The sequence below is a fragment of the Prescottella defluvii genome, assembly GCF_000738775.1.
Lineage (GTDB): Bacteria > Actinomycetota > Actinomycetes > Mycobacteriales > Mycobacteriaceae > Prescottella > Prescottella defluvii.
Genome location: NZ_JPOC01000052.1, coordinates 1 through 16,436 on the forward strand (window position 1 = coordinate 1; position 16,436 = coordinate 16,436).

13 protein-coding genes are annotated in these 16,436 nt (G+C 69.3%); 7 read left to right on the forward strand and 6 right to left on the reverse strand.

The features are described from left to right. On the reverse strand, positions 1-1,571 hold a 1,571-nt coding region (locus IJ15_RS0118435), incomplete at its 3' end, for an adenylate/guanylate cyclase domain-containing protein (RefSeq protein ID WP_031939824.1). 38 nt (positions 1,572-1,609) lie between these two features. On the opposite strand from IJ15_RS0118435, the gene nucS reads away from it, so the two are divergent. After that, the gene (gene nucS / locus IJ15_RS0118440; protein ID WP_031939825.1) at positions 1,610-2,299 is read left to right on the forward strand and encodes an endonuclease NucS; all 690 of its coding nucleotides are present in this window, start codon (positions 1,610-1,612) and stop codon (positions 2,297-2,299) included. A 41-nt stretch (positions 2,300-2,340) separates the two neighbouring features. After that, entirely contained in the window at positions 2,341-2,670 is a 330-nt protein-coding gene (locus IJ15_RS0118445; RefSeq protein WP_031939826.1) for a hypothetical protein, read from the forward strand. 4 nt (positions 2,671-2,674) lie between these two features. Here IJ15_RS0118445 and IJ15_RS0118450 read toward each other — a convergent pair whose 3' ends face one another. Both IJ15_RS0118450 and mce read right to left on the reverse strand, forming a co-directional pair. Beyond that, positions 2,675-3,628: a coiled-coil domain-containing protein gene (locus tag IJ15_RS0118450; RefSeq protein WP_031939827.1), complete on the reverse strand. Its 954-nt coding sequence runs from the start codon at positions 3,626-3,628 to the stop codon at positions 2,675-2,677. Between the two features lie 98 nt (positions 3,629-3,726). Next, positions 3,727-4,206 (reverse strand): methylmalonyl-CoA epimerase, encoded by a 480-nt coding sequence (gene mce / locus IJ15_RS0118455; protein ID WP_031939828.1) that lies wholly within the window; start codon positions 4,204-4,206, stop codon positions 3,727-3,729. A 90-nt stretch (positions 4,207-4,296) separates the two neighbouring features. On the opposite strand from mce, the gene IJ15_RS0118460 reads away from it, so the two are divergent. From IJ15_RS0118460 to IJ15_RS0118470, 3 genes are all read left to right on the forward strand, one after another. Further along, positions 4,297-5,490, forward strand: a complete 1,194-nt coding sequence (locus IJ15_RS0118460; RefSeq protein WP_031939829.1) for an acetyl-CoA C-acetyltransferase — start codon at positions 4,297-4,299, stop codon at positions 5,488-5,490. Positions 5,491-5,569: 79 nt separating this feature from the next. Continuing rightward, a complete protein-coding gene (locus IJ15_RS0118465) occupies positions 5,570-5,941 on the forward strand; it encodes a DUF3817 domain-containing protein (RefSeq protein ID WP_197059859.1) in 372 nt (123 codons plus the stop codon). Positions 5,942-6,047: 106 nt separating this feature from the next. Continuing rightward, positions 6,048-6,959, forward strand: coding sequence for a tetratricopeptide repeat protein (locus tag IJ15_RS0118470; protein ID WP_031939831.1), 912 nt, complete (start codon positions 6,048-6,050; stop codon positions 6,957-6,959). A gap of 4 nt (positions 6,960-6,963) precedes the next feature. Here the strand turns inward: IJ15_RS0118470 and IJ15_RS0118475 are convergent, their stop codons facing one another. From IJ15_RS0118475 to IJ15_RS0118485, 3 genes are all read right to left on the reverse strand, one after another. Further along, a complete protein-coding gene (locus tag IJ15_RS0118475; protein WP_156112145.1) occupies positions 6,964-8,361 on the reverse strand; it encodes a neutral zinc metallopeptidase in 1,398 nt (465 codons plus the stop codon). Positions 8,362-8,451: 90 nt separating this feature from the next. After that, positions 8,452-10,647 (reverse strand): 1,4-alpha-glucan branching protein GlgB, encoded by a 2,196-nt coding sequence (glgB, locus tag IJ15_RS0118480; RefSeq protein WP_031939833.1) that lies wholly within the window; start codon positions 10,645-10,647, stop codon positions 8,452-8,454. After that, positions 10,644-12,653 carry a maltotransferase domain-containing protein gene (locus IJ15_RS0118485; RefSeq protein ID WP_031939834.1) on the reverse strand — a complete coding sequence of 670 codons (2,010 nt, stop codon included), beginning with the start codon at positions 12,651-12,653 and terminating at the stop codon, positions 10,644-10,646. The genes glgB and IJ15_RS0118485 overlap by 4 nt, the downstream gene beginning before the upstream one ends. A 405-nt stretch (positions 12,654-13,058) precedes the next feature. Here IJ15_RS0118485 and IJ15_RS0118495 point away from each other — a divergent pair, with 405 nt between their 5' ends. Both IJ15_RS0118495 and glgP read left to right on the forward strand, forming a co-directional pair. Continuing rightward, positions 13,059-13,664 carry a DUF1109 family protein gene (locus IJ15_RS0118495; protein WP_031939836.1) on the forward strand — a complete coding sequence of 202 codons (606 nt, stop codon included), beginning with the start codon at positions 13,059-13,061 and terminating at the stop codon, positions 13,662-13,664. 65 nt (positions 13,665-13,729) lie between these two features. Beyond that, positions 13,730-16,330, forward strand: a complete 2,601-nt coding sequence (gene glgP / locus IJ15_RS0118500; protein WP_031939837.1) for an alpha-glucan family phosphorylase — start codon at positions 13,730-13,732, stop codon at positions 16,328-16,330. The last annotated feature ends 106 nt before the right edge of the window (positions 16,331-16,436 follow it).

Consider the following 16,436-nt stretch of genomic DNA (forward strand, 5'->3'; position numbering starts at 1 on the left):
CGCTCGGGGTCGAGACCGGAGTCGGATCCGATGGGGTGAGCGAGCCGTGTCGGCGTCGGACGCCCACGGAGAACGACCGACTCGCCGCTCACCCAGTGCCGAGCCTCGGAATCGTCGGCCAGTTCGACGGTGGTGTACGAGGCGAGCAGTGCTGCCGGATCAGACTTCGCCAGCTCGGACAGTCGTGCGGCCTCGTTGACCGGATCCCCGATCACCGTGTACTCGAATCGTTCACGGGCCCCGACGTTTCCGGCGACCGCGGTGCCGGCCGCGACTCCGACGGCGGCACGGCATTCCGGGACCTCGACGGGGAGTCTGCGTCGGATGGCGCGCGCCGCGGCCAACGCATGACCTGCGGCGTCGGGGAGGTCGCGCGGGGCCCCGAAGATCGCGAGCGCGGCGTCGCCTTCGAACTTGTTGACGAATCCGCCGTGGCGGTCGACCTCGTCGACGACCACCTCGAAGAACCGGTTGAGCAGGTCGACCACTTCGGTGGGCGGCCGCGTCGCGGCAAGCTCGGTGGAGCCGACCAGATCGACGAAGAAGATCGCGACGTCGCGTTCCTCGCCGCCGAGGCGGGGAGGAGCGACGAGCGCGGCCTCGGCGACAGCCTGCCCGACGTGCCGCCCGAAGAGGTCCCGGATCCGTTCGCGCTCGCGGAGGCCGTCGGCCATCCGGTTGAAACCGGACTGGAGTTCGCCGAGTTCGGTGCCGTCGTACACGACGACGCGGGTGTCGAGTTGACCTTCCTCGATGCGGCTCATCCCCGTTTTCACGGAGCGAATGGGGGCCACGGTGGCCTGTGCATTGAGCAGGATGAGCAGGAGGCCGAAGAACAGGGTGATCGTGCCCAGTCCGATGACGGCGACCACGAGCTGGGTGAGCGTGGTGTCCTTGCTGGTGTAGCTGTATGCGGCGACGATCATCAACCCGGCGACGGGCACGCCGGTGCCGAGGATCCAGGCGAGCAGGGTGCGTCCGACCACGCCGCCGAGTCGCACGTTCGGCCGTGCACCGGTCTCGAGTGCACGGGCCGCGGCCGGGCGCAGTGCGAACTCACTGAAGATGTGGCTGAAGGCGCAGATGGTGATGCCACCGAAGGCGATGGTGAACGAGATCTTCGGGACGGTCTCCGGGTCGACGAGCGCGTAGGCGGGGGTCAGGAGCAGCAGTGCGATCGTCCACTGCCCGACCTGCATCCTGGTCAGCCGCCACGGCATCGTCAGTGCCGTCATCCTGTCCCGATCGGTGGGCGGTCGGTTGTGGACGATCCACTGCAGGCTGCGCAGTGCGCGCCGGGTGCCCATGATGGTTCCGGCCAGCAGTGCGACGGCCAGATACACCGGCACGAAGACGAAGTCGAGGAAACGGAACTGAGGCTCGAGCAGGTCGGGTCCCGGCACCACGAAGGTGACGAGCACCGCGACGACCGCGGCGCCGACGAGATTGGCCCCGAGCAGCGATGTCGTGAGGAGCGTCTGCACCCGGATCCGTCGGATGCGTGGTGTCTCCGAGGGTGTTCCGAGCAGGCGGGAGCCGAGCGGGGTGTCGACTGCGCGGCGCGGGTCCATGGTCGTTCGAGAGTATTCGATCCACTAGGGTGGGCCGAGTGCGTCTTGTCATTGCTCGTTGCCGTGTCGATTACGTCGGTCGCCTGACGTCCCACCTGCCGATGGCCCGCCGGCTACTGCTCGTCAAGGCGGACGGCTCGGTCAGCATCCACGCCGACGACCGCGCGTACAAGCCCCTGAACTGGATGAGTCCGCCGTGCTGGCTGGTAGAGACCACAGACGGCGAGACCGAGGACGGTGCGCCCAAGCAACTGTGGGTCGTCACCAACAAGGCCGGGGAGGAACTCCGGATCACCATCGAGGAGATCGAGCACGACTCGAGTCACGAACTCGGTATCGATCCGGGACTGGTGAAGGACGGTGTCGAGGCGCACCTGCAGGAACTGTTGGCCGAGCACGTAGAAACCCTCGGCGCCGGTTTCACGCTCGTCCGCCGCGAATACATGACGGCGATCGGACCCGTCGACCTGCTGTGCCGCAACGCCGATGGCGGCACTGTCGCTGTCGAGATCAAGCGGCGTGGTGAGATCGACGGCGTCGAACAGCTCACCCGCTACCTCGAACTGCTCAACCGGGACCCGCTGCTGGCGCCGGTGACCGGTGTCTTCGCGGCCCAGCAGATCAAGCCGCAGGCCAAGACGCTCGCGACGGACCGGGGCATTCGCTGCCTGGTCCTCGACTACGAGGCTCTGCGCGGTACCGAGAGCACCGAGTTCCGGCTGTTCTGAGTCGTCGCGGTCCCGCGACGGCGGGCCCCTAGACTGGGGTGGTGCCGCGCCGCAATCAGCCCCGTAGACCCCACCGTCGCAGCGAGTCGGAGGGCGAGCACGTCGGCGGCAGCCTGTTCGGCAATGCTCTCGCCCGGGAAGAGTCGGGTCCGTCCGGCTACGACGACGAACGGTTCATGGTCCGTCAGATTCCCGGCGCGCGGGCCACGAAGGCGTATCGCTGCCCTGGATGCGATCAGGAGGTGCGGCCCGGCGTGGCACACGTCGTGGCGTGGCCGTCCGATTCCGGTGGAGCGGACGACCGCCGGCACTGGCACACGGGGTGCTGGGCCGGCCGTCGTACGCGGGGACTGACGCGGCGCTGGTCCTAGCCGGCTACCTGGTTCGCGTAGGCTGCTGCGCCGATGACGGAGTGGATCCGTCGGACTCGTCTCCGGACCGCGCCGACTCACGATCCGGTGCGGCGGCCTGGGACTCGGAGTTGTCGAGGAGTTCCGCCTCGCGGTTGACGGAGGCGAGCATCGCCGGGACCGAATCGAGTTGGCCGCGAATGCCGAGCAGCTGCGCGAGGATTCGACCGCGCAACACACGGAGTTCCTCGGCCAGTTCCTTCGCGTGTGCGATCTTTCGTTCGGCCTGTTCGGTTGCGACCTGCACGCGACGCTGCGCCTCCCGGCTGGCGTCGGTGAGACGTCGGTGGGCCTCGGCCTTGCTGGTCGTCTCTTGTTCCTCGATCGCCGCAAGCGTCTTGGCACGGCGTTCGGCCATCGTGATCTCGAAGTCCTGATGGACCTGTGCGCGCTTCGCCTCGGCCTCGGCGGTGAGACGGTCGCGCTCGGCGACGGCCGCCTCGACGATCCTGGTGCCTTCCGTCCGGGCGGCGGTCATGGTCTGTTCGTGTTCGCGTTCGAGGGCCACGCGTCGGTCCTCGAGCTCCTTGATCTTGTTCTCGTAGAGCAGGCGGAGTCGTTCGCTCTCCTGCTCGGCGACCGAAACCATCTCGGCGGCATCCGCCTCCGCCTTCGCGCGCACCTCGGAGGCCTCGTCGGAGGCCAGGCGCAGCATGCGAGAGATGCGTTCGCTCATGCCCTCCGCGGTGGTGGGCGGCACGGACAGCCGATCGACGTCGCGGCGGAGTTCGTCGATCTCGTCCCGCGCGTCCTCGAGCTGGACGGCGAGTTCGCGGGCCTGGGCTGCGGCGGCATCGCGGTCGGTCGCGGTGAGTCGGAGCTCCGAGTCGAAGCGGTCGTAGTAACGCCGAACCTCGTCCTTGTCGTACCCCTTGCGGACGATGGTGAACGGCATGCCGCGGTCGTGATCGTAGGCCATGCCTGCCAATCTACCGGCGAGGATGGCGTCGGCGCCCGCGGAGTGGAACCGGCGTCGTCATACCGGCCCACTCCGTGGCGACATCGGAAAACTCCGGGTCAGTGTCCGCCGTCGGCCGCGGGCTCGACCAGCTCGATGAGCACGCCGCCGCCGTCCTTCGGGTGGACGAAGTTGATCCGCGAGTTGGCGGTGCCGCGGCGCGGGGCGTCGTACAGCAGTCGCACGCCGTCGGCGCGGAGCTGCGCACTGATCGCGTCGATGTCGGTGACGCGGAAGGCCAGCTGCTGCAGGCCCGGGCCGCTGCGACCGATGAACTTGGCGATCGTGGAGTCCTCGTTGAGCGGAGCGAGGAGCTGGATCGCGGCGGCACCGGCGGCCTGACCCGGGTAGCCGAGCATGGCCTCGCGGACGCCCTGCTCCTCGTTGACCTCCTCGTGCATGTTGACCATGCCGAGGTGCTTGCCGTACCACGCGATCGCGACGTCGAGATCCGGCACGGCGATACCGACGTGGTCGATCGCGGTCACCAGCTCGGAGGCCAGTCCGCTCGCGGCGGTGCTGGGGGAGGAAGATGTCATGTGTCAAACGGTAGCGCTACCGTTTGAACTGTTCGCGCGGGGCCACGGCTGAGCCGGTGCCCCGGACCAAGCTCGACCGCTGGAGGAATCTTGACCACTTCTGTCATCGTTGCCGGGGCACGGACCCCCGTGGGGCGCCTGCTCGGATCCCTGAAGGACCTGTCGGGCTCCGACCTCGGCGGCGTAGCGATCAAGGGTGCGCTGGAGAAGGCCGGTGTGGCGCCCGAACAGGTCGAGTACGTGATCATGGGTCAGGTCCTCACCGCCGGCGTGGGCCAGATGCCGGCGCGTCAGGCCGCCGTGGCCGCGGGCATCCCGATGAGCGTCCCCGCGCTCACGATCAACAAGGTGTGCCTGTCGGGTGTCGACGCGATCGCGCTGGCCGACCAGTTAATCCGGGCGGGCGAGTTCGAGGTCGTCGTCGCGGGCGGCCAGGAGTCGATGTCGCGGGCCCCGCACATGCTCGAGAAGAGCCGTGAGGGCTTCAAGTACGGCGACGTCACGCTGCGTGACCACATGGCGTACGACGGCCTGCACGACATCTTCACCGATCAGCCGATGGGCAACCTCACCGAGCAGCGCAACCAGGACGAGGACCAGCGGATCACGCGTGAGGAGCAGGACGCCTTCGCGGCCGCGTCGCACCAGAACGCCGCCCGTGCATGGAAGGACGGACTGTTCGCCGACGAGGTCGTACCGGTGGCGGTCCCGCAGCGTCGCGGTGAGCCGATCGTCGTCAGCGCCGACGAGGGCATCCGCGCCGACACCACCGTCGAGTCGCTCGCCAAGCTGCGCCCGGCGTTCGCGAAGGACGGCACCGTCACCGCCGGCACCGCGTCGCAGATCTCCGACGGCGCGGCCGCGGTGGTCGTGATGAGCAAGGCCAAGGCCGAGGAGTTGGGTCTCGAGTGGATCGCGGAGATCGGTGCGCACGGCGTCGTCGCCGGTCCCGATTCGACGCTGCAGTCCCAGCCGGCCCGCGCGATCGCCCGCGCGTGCGAGCGTGAGGGCATCGATCCCAAGGACCTCGACGTCGTCGAGATCAACGAGGCGTTCGCGGCCGTGGGTATCGCGTCGACCCGTGAGCTGGGCATCGACGCCGCGAAGGTGAACGTCAACGGCGGTGCGATCGCGATCGGTCACCCGCTCGGCATGTCGGGCGCGCGGATCGCGCTGCACCTGGCATTGGAGCTGCAGCGCCGCGGCGGCGGTGTCGGTGCGGCCGCACTGTGTGGTGGCGGCGGACAGGGCGACGCCCTGATCGTCCGGGTGCCGAAGAAGTAGTTACATACGCCTGTGCGGCACCCCGTGGTCGGGACTGTGACGAGTCTCAACTACGGGGTGTCGTAGTTTCTCGGGCACAATGGCGGCCATGGCGAATTTCTTCGATCTCAGTTCGTGGCCCAAGCGTTTCCGTTTCGTGGCTGTCCTGGAGGCGTTCAGCTGGGCCGGTCTGCTGATCGGTATGGCCTTCAAGTACCTGCCCGAGAGCGGCCCGGAGATCGGGGTGAAGATCTTCGGACCGATCCACGGTGCGATCTTCGTGATCTACGTGATCGTCGCGCTGTTCACCGCGCGCGCCGTCAAGTGGGACTTCAAGACGCTCGCCCTCGCGATGGTCTCCAGCATCCCGCCGTTCATGACCATCTGGTTCGAGCGCTGGGCCGCCCGCAACGGCAGTCTCGGTGAGCTGTCGATCGCGGGGTCGGCGAAGTCGGCACCCGCGATCGCCTGACGGACGCCCCGGTGGCGGGCCGGAATGGCTGCCCGCCCGCCACTCGTGACAAACTGAATCCGTGACTCGACCTGGTTCTCGTCCGTCCCCTCGTATCGCTGCGGCCATGTCCGGAGCCGTCGACCTGTCCGGTCTCAAGGACCGCGCACAGCAGCCGCCGAGCGCGCCCGCGGGCCCGCCGGTAGGCGACGCGGTCCCGGAGAACACCACCGGACTCGCGCCGGTCATCGATGTCACCGAGGCCACCTTCCAGGCCGAGGTGCTCGAGCGATCCATGCAGGTGCTGGTGATCGTCGATCTGTGGGCCACGTGGTGCGGACCGTGCAAGCAGCTCTCCCCGGTGCTCGAGAAGCTCGCCCACGAGGGCGGCGGCAACTGGGTCCTCGCGAAGATCGACGTCGACGCCAATCCGGGTATCGCGCAGGCCTTCGGCGTCCAGTCGGTGCCGACGGTCGTCGCGATCGCCGGTGGTCAGCCGCTCGCGGACTTCGCCGGCGCTCAGCCCGAACCCCAGTTGCGTCAGTGGATCGCGGCCCTGCAGGAGGCCGTCCAGGGCAAACTGACCGGCCCGCCGTCCGGCGACGGATCCGAGCCGGAGCCCGAACCGGAGGATCCGCGCTTCGTGGCCGCCGAGAATGCCCTCGACGACGGGGACTTCGCCGGCGCGGAGGCCGCCTACAACCTGATTCTCAACTCCGAGCCCGCCAACGAGCAGGCACTCGCCGCGCTGCGGCAGGTGCGTTTCCTCGGTCGGGTGCAGGAACTGCCCGACGACGCGATCGAGGCCGCGGACGCCCGGCCCGACTCGCTCGACGCCCAGTTCGCCGCGGCCGACGCCGAGCTGTACTCGCAGCAGCCCGAAGCCGCGTTCGACCGGCTGATCGCCCTCGTCCGGCGCACCGCGGGCGATGACCGGACGGCCGTGCGGACCCGTCTGCTCGAACTGTTCGAGCTGTTCGACCCGGCGGAACCGGTGTTGGTCACGGCCCGTCGCAAGCTCGCGTCGGCGCTGTACTGATCCCTCAGCGGTAGCGGCCGTCGCAGGTTTGCTGTCCGCCGAGGACGCCGGTCCGGAACGCGTCGACGCGGGAGAATCCACTGGGCACGGTGTTGCCGTCGACGTCGCTGGCGGCGAGGCCGTCGGACAGCAGACCGGAGATGGCCTCGTCGAGGTCCCCGGGGGACAGCCATACCGTGCGGGTGTCGGTGGGGATCGCCTGATCCGGGCTGAGCGCCGCGGTGACCGCACCCGACAGGCACGCCGCGCGCAGTGCCGCCTGGGGTCCCGACAGCGACAGCCCCGCCGCCTTCTGCACCGCGAGGGTGTAGCGGGAGGCGAGCAGGACGTAGGCGCCGTAGTCGCCGGTGACGTCGGCGCTGAGGATGCCGTCGCCGGCCGGCGTGTTCGGTCGTCCACGTTCGGCGAGGGCCGGGACGTCGACGCCGATCGTGTTGGTGGCGGGACAGTAGGCGACCGGTTCGGTGGCGTCCGCGTCCGAGCAGTCGGTGTCGACGCCGGTGAGATCGAGGGTCGGCGGGTCGGCGAGCGCGAACACCGTCCCGAACGACTCGAAGATGGTGGTCAACGACTCCGCCGTCACCGGCAGTTCGCCGTCGTCGGTGCGCCCGTCGAATCGTTGCGGCAGATCGGCGCGGCGTGAGGTGATCTCGTCAGCGTCGATGCGGGTGCACGCCCCCGCCCCGTCGGTGAAGCCGATCTGTGCGGCGGTGACGCGTTCGAAGGCCGACCCGTGGATCGAGTCGGGATCGCCGGGGTCGGTGTCGCGCACCGAGACCGTCGCCGCGAGCACCGAATTGAGCCCGTCGGAGGTGTTGAGGGTGAAGCGTTGGGCGCGTCCCTCGGCGACGTGACGGATGAACGCGCCCGCGAAACAGTCGGCCTGCTGCTCGTACACGATGCCCGGGTCGTCCTCGCCGACCAGTCCGGCCTTCTGCTGGATCGCGTGACCGTACTCGTGGGCCAGCACCATCACCACCGACATCGGACCGAAGGCGTCGACCAGGTTCGGCAGCAGGTAGGCGCGGTCCCAGCCGATCGTGTCCTGCTTGACGCAGTACGCGGCGTTGAGGAGGTCCTCGGTGGACAGTCCGCAGAAGCGGCGGCCGCCGGTGTCGTCGGGGTCCCACGATGCCAGGTCGGCGACCGGCCGGAACGTGCCCTTGAAGACCGTCGGGTACTCGGCCGCCCAGTAGTCCTCGATGTCGGCGATCGCGTTCGCGCCGAGCGTGTCGATTGCGCCGCCGTCGCCGTCGGTGACGGTGCGGGTGGACTCCGGCGCGCCCGCACGGGGTCCGCTCGGACCGCCCTGCGCGGGGAGTCCGGCCACCGTGAACGGGTCGTCGTAGATGGACACCGCGAGCCCGTCGATCGTCGACGAGCATCCGGCGACCAGACTCATCGCCACCGTCGACAGCAGGAGAACGGTCGCGAAGGCACCCGCCGGTCGCCGTGTGCGCGTCACTGATCTCGTCCGGTCACCGCGTGTCCCTCACCTCTCCAGCCGCATCCAGATCGCCGCACTCGCCGGGAGCGTCACCTCCGCCGACGCCGGGCGGCCGTGCCACGGCCGCTCCAGGGCCGTCACCGAGCCGAAATTGCCCAAGCCCGACCCGCGGAACTCCTGTGCATCGGTATTGAGAATCTCAGACCAATTGCCCGGTTCGGGCAAGCCCACACGATACTGCGCGTGCGCGGACCCCGAAAAGTTGTACAGGCAGGCGACGATCGAGCCGTCGCTGCCGTACCGCAGGAAGCTGAGGACGTTGTTCTCGGTGTCGTTCGCGTCGATCCACGAGTATCCGCCGGGGGAGGTGTCCAGCGTCCACAACGCCGGATTGGCGCGGTAGGCGGCGTTGAGAGCGCACACGAGGGCGTGGATGCCGTGGTGCAGGTCGCCGGTCACCGGGTCCTCGAGTTCGTGCCAGTCGAGTCCGTGTTCCTCGGACCACTCGGCCTGCTGCCCGAACTCCTGCCCCATGAACAGCAACTGCTTGCCGGGGTGCGCCCACATGTACGCCAGTAGTGCGCGCACGCCGGCCGCCTTCGCACGGTCGTCGCCCGGCATACGCGACCACAGCGTGCCCTTGCCGTGCACGACCTCGTCGTGACTGAGCGGCAGCAGGTAGTTCTCGCTCCACGCGTACATGAGCGAGAACGTGATCTCGTGGTGGTGGAAGGTGCGGTGGGCGGGGTCGCGTCGCAGATACCGGAGGGTGTCGTGCATCCAGCCCATGTTCCACTTCATGGTGAACCCGAGGCCGCCGACGTTGGTGCCGCGGGTCACGCCCGGCCACGACGTCGACTCCTCCGCGATGGTCACGACGCCCCGGTGATGTTTGTGCACGGTCGCGTTCATCTCCTGCAGGAACGCCACCGCCTCGAGGTTCTCCCGCCCCCCGTGGACGTTGGGTGTCCACTGCCCGGGTGACCGGGAGTAGTCGAGGTAGAGCATCGACGCGACGGCGTCGACCCGTAGCCCGTCGACGTGGAACTCGTCGAGCCAGTACAGGGCGTTGGCGACCAGGAAGTTGCGGACCTCGCGGCGGCCGAAGTCGAACACGTACGTGCCCCAGTCGAGTTGCTCGCCGCGCTGCGGATCGGCGTGCTCGTAGAGCGGGGAGCCGTCGAACCGGGCCAACGCCCACTCGTCCTTGGGGAAGTGTGCCGGCACCCAGTCCACGATGACGCCGATGCCGGCGCGGTGCAGTCGGTCGACGAACGCGCGGAAGTCGTCGGGCGTCCCGAAGCGGGCCGTCGGCGCGTAGTACGACGTCACCTGGTAGCCCCACGAGCCGCCGTACGGGTGTTCGGCCACGGGCAGCAGTTCGACGTGCGTGAACCCGGACTCGATGACGTACGCACTGAGTTCCTCGGCGAGTTCGGTGTAGCTCAGGCCCGGACGCCACGACCCGAGGTGGATCTCGTACACGCTCATCGGTTCCCGGCTCGGCTCCGAGCCGGCGCGGGCTGCCATCCAGTCGTCGTCCGACCAGCGGTGCGCCGATGCGGTGACGATCGAGGCGGTCGCCGGCGGGACCTCCGTCGCGAACGCCATCGGATCGGCCTTGTCACGGACGCTGCCGTCGCGGCCGTGGATCCGGAACTTGTACATCTCGCCGGCACCGATGTCGGGGACGAACACCTCCCACACGCCGACCCCGCCGAGCACACGCATCGGGAAGGTGCGACCGCCCCACAGGTCGAAGTTGCCGGTCACCGCGACACCGCGCGCGCCGGGAGCCCACACCGCGAACGAGGTGCCGTGGACGACGCCGTCGGCGGTGTCGTAGGTCCGCGGGTGCGCGCCGAGGACGTCCCACAGCCGTTCGTGCCGGCCCTCCCCGAACAGGTGCAGGTCCAGTTCGCCGAGGGTCGGCAGGAACCGGTAGCCGTCGGCGGTCACCTCGACGTGGTCGCCCGGGTAGGTCACGACGAGGCGGTAGTCGGCGAGGTGGGGGAGCGGGAGCAGTGCACTGAAGACGTCGTCGCCGAGCGGGTGCAGCGGGTGGTCGGTGTCGCCGATCCGCACCGACACCGACAGGGCGCCCGGGCGCAGCGCCCGCACCACCGTGCCGTCGGGTCGGGGATGCGCCCCGAGCACGGCATGCGGATCGTGGTGGGTGCCGCGGACCAGCAGCGCGAGGTCGCGCGGGTCCGGCGGACACGCCTCGGCGGGCGCGGTCACGGATTGTGGTCCCGGTCCGCGAGACGCCGACGGGTCTCGAGCGGGATCGGTGGCAGCGCCAGGATGTGCGCCGACGCCCGCCACGGTTCGAGGCGGACGAAGTTGTGCCGGCCCCATTCGTAGTGCTCGCCGCTGACCCGGTCGTGCACGGACAGGTGATCGTGCCAGTCCCGTCCGAGGGCCGGCATGTCGAGGGACACGAAGCCCTGCTCGGCGCCGAACGGGTCGAGGTTCACCACGATCAGGACGGCGTCGCCGGTGGCCGGATCGAACTTCGAGTACGCGATGAGCGAGTCGTTGTCGACGTGGTGGAAGTGGATGTTGCGCAACTGCTGCAGCGCCGGGTGTGCCCGCCGGATCCGGTTCAGCGTCGTGATCCACGGCTCGAGGGATTCGCCGCGGGCGCGGGCGTCGGCGTAGTCGCGGGGGCGCAGCTGGAACTTCTCCGAGTCCAGGTACTCCTCGCTGCCGGGACGGACCGCGACGTGCTCGTACAGTTCGTAGCCCGAGTACACGCCCCACGTGGGGGACAGTGTCGCCGCCAGCGCCGCCCGCAGCGCGAACATGCCCGGGCCGCCGTGCTGCAGGCTCTCGTGCAGGATGTCGGGGGTGTTGACGAACAGGTTCGGCCTGGCCTCGTCGGCCTTCGCCGCGATCTCGTGGCCGAACTCGGTGAGCTCCCACTTGGAGATCCGCCACGTGAAATACGTGTACGACTGCGTGAACCCGCGCTTGGCGAGTCCGTACAGGCGTGCGGGCCGGGTGAACGCCTCGGACAGGAACAGCACGTCCGGGTCGGTCCGCTTCACCTCGCCGATGAGCCACTCCCACAGGCTCGGCGGCTTGGTGTGCGGATTGTCGACGCGGAAGATCTTGACGCCCAACCGGACCCAGTGCCGCACGACGCGCAACACCTCGGCGTGGATGCCCTCGGTATCGTGGTCGAAGTCGAGGGGATAGATGTCCTGGTATTTCTTGGGCGGGTTCTCCGCGAACGCGATGGTGCCGTCGGGTAGCTGGACGAACCACTCGGGATGCTCACGGGCCCACGGATGATCGGGTGCGCACTGCAGCGCGAGATCGAGTGCCACCTCGAGCCCGAGTCGCGCGGAGGCGGCCACGAAGGCCTCGAAGTCGGCTTCGGTCCCGAGCCGGGGATGGATCGCGTCGTGACCGCCGTCCCCGGATCCGATCGCCCACGGTGAGCCGACGTCGTCCGGTCCAGCGGTCCGGGAGTTGTTGGGGCCCTTGCGGTTCACCTCGCCGATCGGATGGATCGGCGGCAGATACACGACATCGAAGCCCATCGCGGCGATGCGGGGCAGGTCCGCGGCCGCGGTGGCGAAGGTGCCGTGCCGGGGTGCGCCGTGCACGTCCCGGCCGCCGGTGGAGCGGGGGAAGAACTCGTACCAGGACCCGAACAGCGCGCGTCGACGGTCGACGGTGACGTCGTAGCCTCGGGACGACGTCACCAGTTCGCGCAGCGGCCGCGCCCGCAGTGCCGCCGCGACATCGGCGGCGAACGCCGGCGCGACCCGGACCGGCAGCTGACGGTCCGAGCGCAGGGACGCCGCGACCGCGAGCAGGCGGTCGCGGTCGAACCGGTCCGCGCCGTCGGCGGCCCGCTCGAACAGGCGCGCCCCGAGTTCGAGGTCGTTTGCCAGATCCTCCGGCCCCTGCCCGACGCCGAGCTTCGCCTCCACCGCGTGCCGCCACGTCGTGATCGGATCGCCCCACGCCTCGATGCGGTAGCTCCAGGTCCCGACAGCGGTCGGGGCGAACGTCGCATGGAACGCGTCCAGCTGCGGGCCCGGATGCATCGGAATCCGCACGGTGTCGGACGGCCCGCCGGGGCCCTCGACGACCAGCGTCGCCGCCACGGTGTCGTGACCCTCGCGCCACACCGTCGCGGACACCGGGAACACCTCGCCGACGACGGCCTTGGCCGGGAAACGACCGCCGTCGATCGCGGGCAGCACATCGTCGATGGCGAGGCGGCCTGTCACACGTACTCCGTTCGGGCTCCGACTGTCCGGGGACAGGGTCTAGGTGATGGACCAACGGTAGTTCAGTGGGTCGCGCGGTGTCGGGATCGTGAGCGGAGAAATCGGTGAGATCGACTTTACGAATCATTTACTCACGGCAATCCCGGGGCAATTCGGCGCGAATACCGTTCACGGCGTAGTACTCGACGCTTCGAAGGAAGCCGGACCGTAAGGATGCCGTATGGGACTTGTAGCCGGATTGATCGACCTCGTCGGAGGACTGCTCCATCTGCTGCTCGGGGGGCTGTAGCAGCCGGCAGATCGGCCGACAGGAAGTAGTCAGGAAGTAGTCACCCGCGCCCTCCGGTTCCGTCTCCACCGTCGACGGAACCGGAGGGCGCCGTCGTGCGCCGGTACCGTCGCTGCATGGGGGAGTTGCAGAGTGCTGCCGAGGCCACCAACGCACACAGTCGTCCGCCGGGCCGCGTCCTCGCCGCGATCGTCGGCGTCGCCGTGGGGGTGGTCGTGTGCATCCACTACGACTGGTGGCCGTCGAGATTCGGGGACGCGCGGTGGGCGGATCCGCTGCTGTTCGGTGGCGCAGCGATGCTCGTCCTCGCTGTCGCGGGCCTGGTGTGGGCGATCCGCACGCTGTACTTCGTGGGCCGGGACCGGCGCCGGTCCTGGTGGGTCCTCGCTGCGCCCGCGATGGTGATCGCCGCGGTTGCCGGTGCGCTGTTCTTCCCGCCGCCGAGCTTCGACGAACTGCGACCGGATTTCGAACGGATCGCTCTCGACGTCATTGCCGGGCCCGAACAGTCGCTCAGGGACGTCGAGATCGGCCGCTTCGACTTCCACTACGTGCAGGCCACCGGCGGAGCGGTCTACTTCGTCGAAGCCGGTGGTCTCGGGATCACCGTCAGTTCCGGGTGGGCCTATTCGCCGGCCGGACCGCCGGCAGGTTTCGACGACTTCACCGCGACGCACCTGGGTGGTCCCTGGTACGAATTCACCGCCGTCTGGCGGACGTGATCACGGTGCGGGAGGTGTCCCGACTCGGCGCATGAGCGGCCCCGAACATGGGTAGTGTTCGCGGCGTGAAAGCCCTGCGTCGGTTCACCGTCCGAGCCCATCTGCCCGAGCGTCTCGCGGCCCTGGGACAGCTGTCGACCAATCTGCGCTGGTCGTGGCACCCGGAGACGCAGGACCTGTTCGCCTCGATTGACCCCGAGCTATGGACGGCGGTCAGGCACGATCCGGTCCGGATGCTCGGCGAGGTGGATCCGTACCGACTCGACGAATTGGCCGTCGACGACGCGTTCCTGAGCGAACTGGACCGCGCAGCCGCCGATCTGGACGACTATCTGACCCGGCCCCGCTGGTATCAGGACCAGATCGGCAAGGGCGCCGCCCTGGCGACAGGGATCGCCTATTTCTCGATGGAGTTCGGGGTCACCGAGGTGCTGCCGAACTACTCCGGCGGGCTCGGGATCCTCGCCGGCGACCACCTCAAGGCCGCGTCGGATCTGGGCCTGCCGCTGATCGGTGTCGGGCTGCTGTACCGCTCCGGCTACTTCCGGCAGTCGCTCACCGCGGACGGTTGGCAGGCCGAGCACTATCCGGCCCACGACCCACAGGGCCTGCCGCTGCGGCTGCTCACCGAGGGCGGCGGGGACGGCGGACCTGGGGCGCCGGTGCTGATTCACATCGCGATGCCCGGCGGCCGTGTGCTGCGGGCGCGGGTGTGGATCGCGCAGGTCGGGCGGGTGCCGCTGCTGCTGCTCGACTCGGACATCGCGGAGAACGACCCCGAGCTGCGGGCGGTGACCGACCGGCTGTACGGCGGCGACCAGGACCACCGGATCAAGCAGGAGATCCTCGCCGGCATCGGCGGCGTCCGCGCGGTGCGCGCCTACACCCGCGCGCACGGGATCGCCGACCCCGAGGTGTTCCACATGAACGAGGGGCACGCAGGTTTCCTCGGGCTCGAACGCATCCGGGAGCTCATCACCACGTCCGCACTGGACTTCGATGCCGCCCTTGCGGCGGTGCGCGCGGGCACCGTGTTCACGACGCACACCCCGGTCCCGGCGGGCATCGACCGGTTCCCGACCGAGCTGGTGCGCCGCTACTTCGGTGGCAGTGAGGGGGAACAGGATTCGACGCTGCTCCCCGGCCTGGGGGTGGACCGCATCCTCGCGCTCGGTGGCGAGAACGACCCCGGCCTGTTCAACATGGCGCACATGGGTCTGCGGTTGGGGCAGCGCGCCAACGGTGTCTCGAAGCTGCACGGCGAGGTGAGCCGGGGGATGTTCGAGTCGCTGTGGCCCGGTTTCGACGCCGCCGAGGTGCCGATCGGCTCGGTCACCAATGGTGTGCACGCGCCGACGTGGGCGGCCCGCGAGTGGATGGACCTGGGTCGCCGGCTGGTGGGGTCGGACCTGTTGGAGGAGGCCCGCGGCTGGGAACGGTTGCGGGAGATCGACTCCGGTGAACTGTGGTCGACCCGGAACACGCTGCGGGCGCAGCTGGTGGACGAGGTGCGCCGCCGGGTCCGCGCGTCGTGGCTCGAGCGCGGCGCCACCGAGGCCGAACTCGGTTGGACCGCAGAGGTGTTCGACCCGAACGTGCTGACCGTCGGCTTCGCGCGACGCGTCCCGACCTACAAGCGGTTGACGCTGATGCTGCGCGACGCCGAACGATTGAAGGCGATGCTGCTCGACGACGAGCGTCCCGTGCAACTCGTGGTGGCCGGCAAGAGTCATCCCGCCGACGAGGGCGGCAAGGCGCTGATCCAGCAGGTGGTGCGGTTCGCCGACCAGCACGACGTGCGGCACCGGATCGTGTTCCTGCCCGACTACGACATGTCGATGGCGCGGTACCTGTACTGGGGTTGCGATGTGTGGCTCAACAATCCGCTCCGCCCGCTGGAGGCCTGCGGGACGTCGGGCATGAAGTCGGCGCTCAACGGCGGCCTCAACCTGTCCATCCGGGACGGGTGGTGGGACGAGATGTTCGACGGCGAGAACGGCTGGGCCATCCCCACCGCAGACGGTGTCGCCGACGAGACCCGCCGCGACGACCTCGAGGCCACCGCACTGTACGAACTGCTGGAGCGGTCGGTGCTGCCCCGGTTCTACGAGCGCGACGGTGCCGGCCTGCCGACCCGCTGGCTCGAGATGGTGAGGCACACGCTGCAGACGCTCGGCCCGAAGGTGCTGGCGTCGCGGATGGTCCGGGACTACGCCGTCGAGTACTACGCACCGGCGGCAGTCGCGGCCCGGAAGGTGCTGCCCGACAAATTTACTGGGGCCCGCGAGCTGGCCGAGTACCGGCGCCGCGTGGGCGCGGCGTGGCCGGGGGTGCAGGTGGCGCAGGTCGACAGCGCCGGCCTGCCCGACAATCCGGAGATCGGCGCCGACCTGTCGCTGCGAGCATTCGTGCGACTCGGCGGTCTCGCACCGGACGACGTCGTGGTACAGGCCGTGCTCGGACGGGTGGGGCCGAACGACGACCTCACCGACGTCACCGCGGTGCCCATGGTCCACACCGGCACCGACGGGCTCGGAGAGGTATTCGAAACGGTGACGCCGCTGCCGGTGTCGGGCTCGGTGGGGTACACGGTCCGGGTTCTGCCGCACCATCGGTTGCTCGCGACGGACGCGGAACTGGGACTGGTTGCGGCGCCGTATGTGTAGGTACGGCGGATCGCGGCCTCGGGAACTTCGAGGCCGCCCGGACAGCCGTCCGGGATCAGTAGATCGAGGCGTTTGATCTTTTCGTGGCATGTAGCAAGTACCGAAC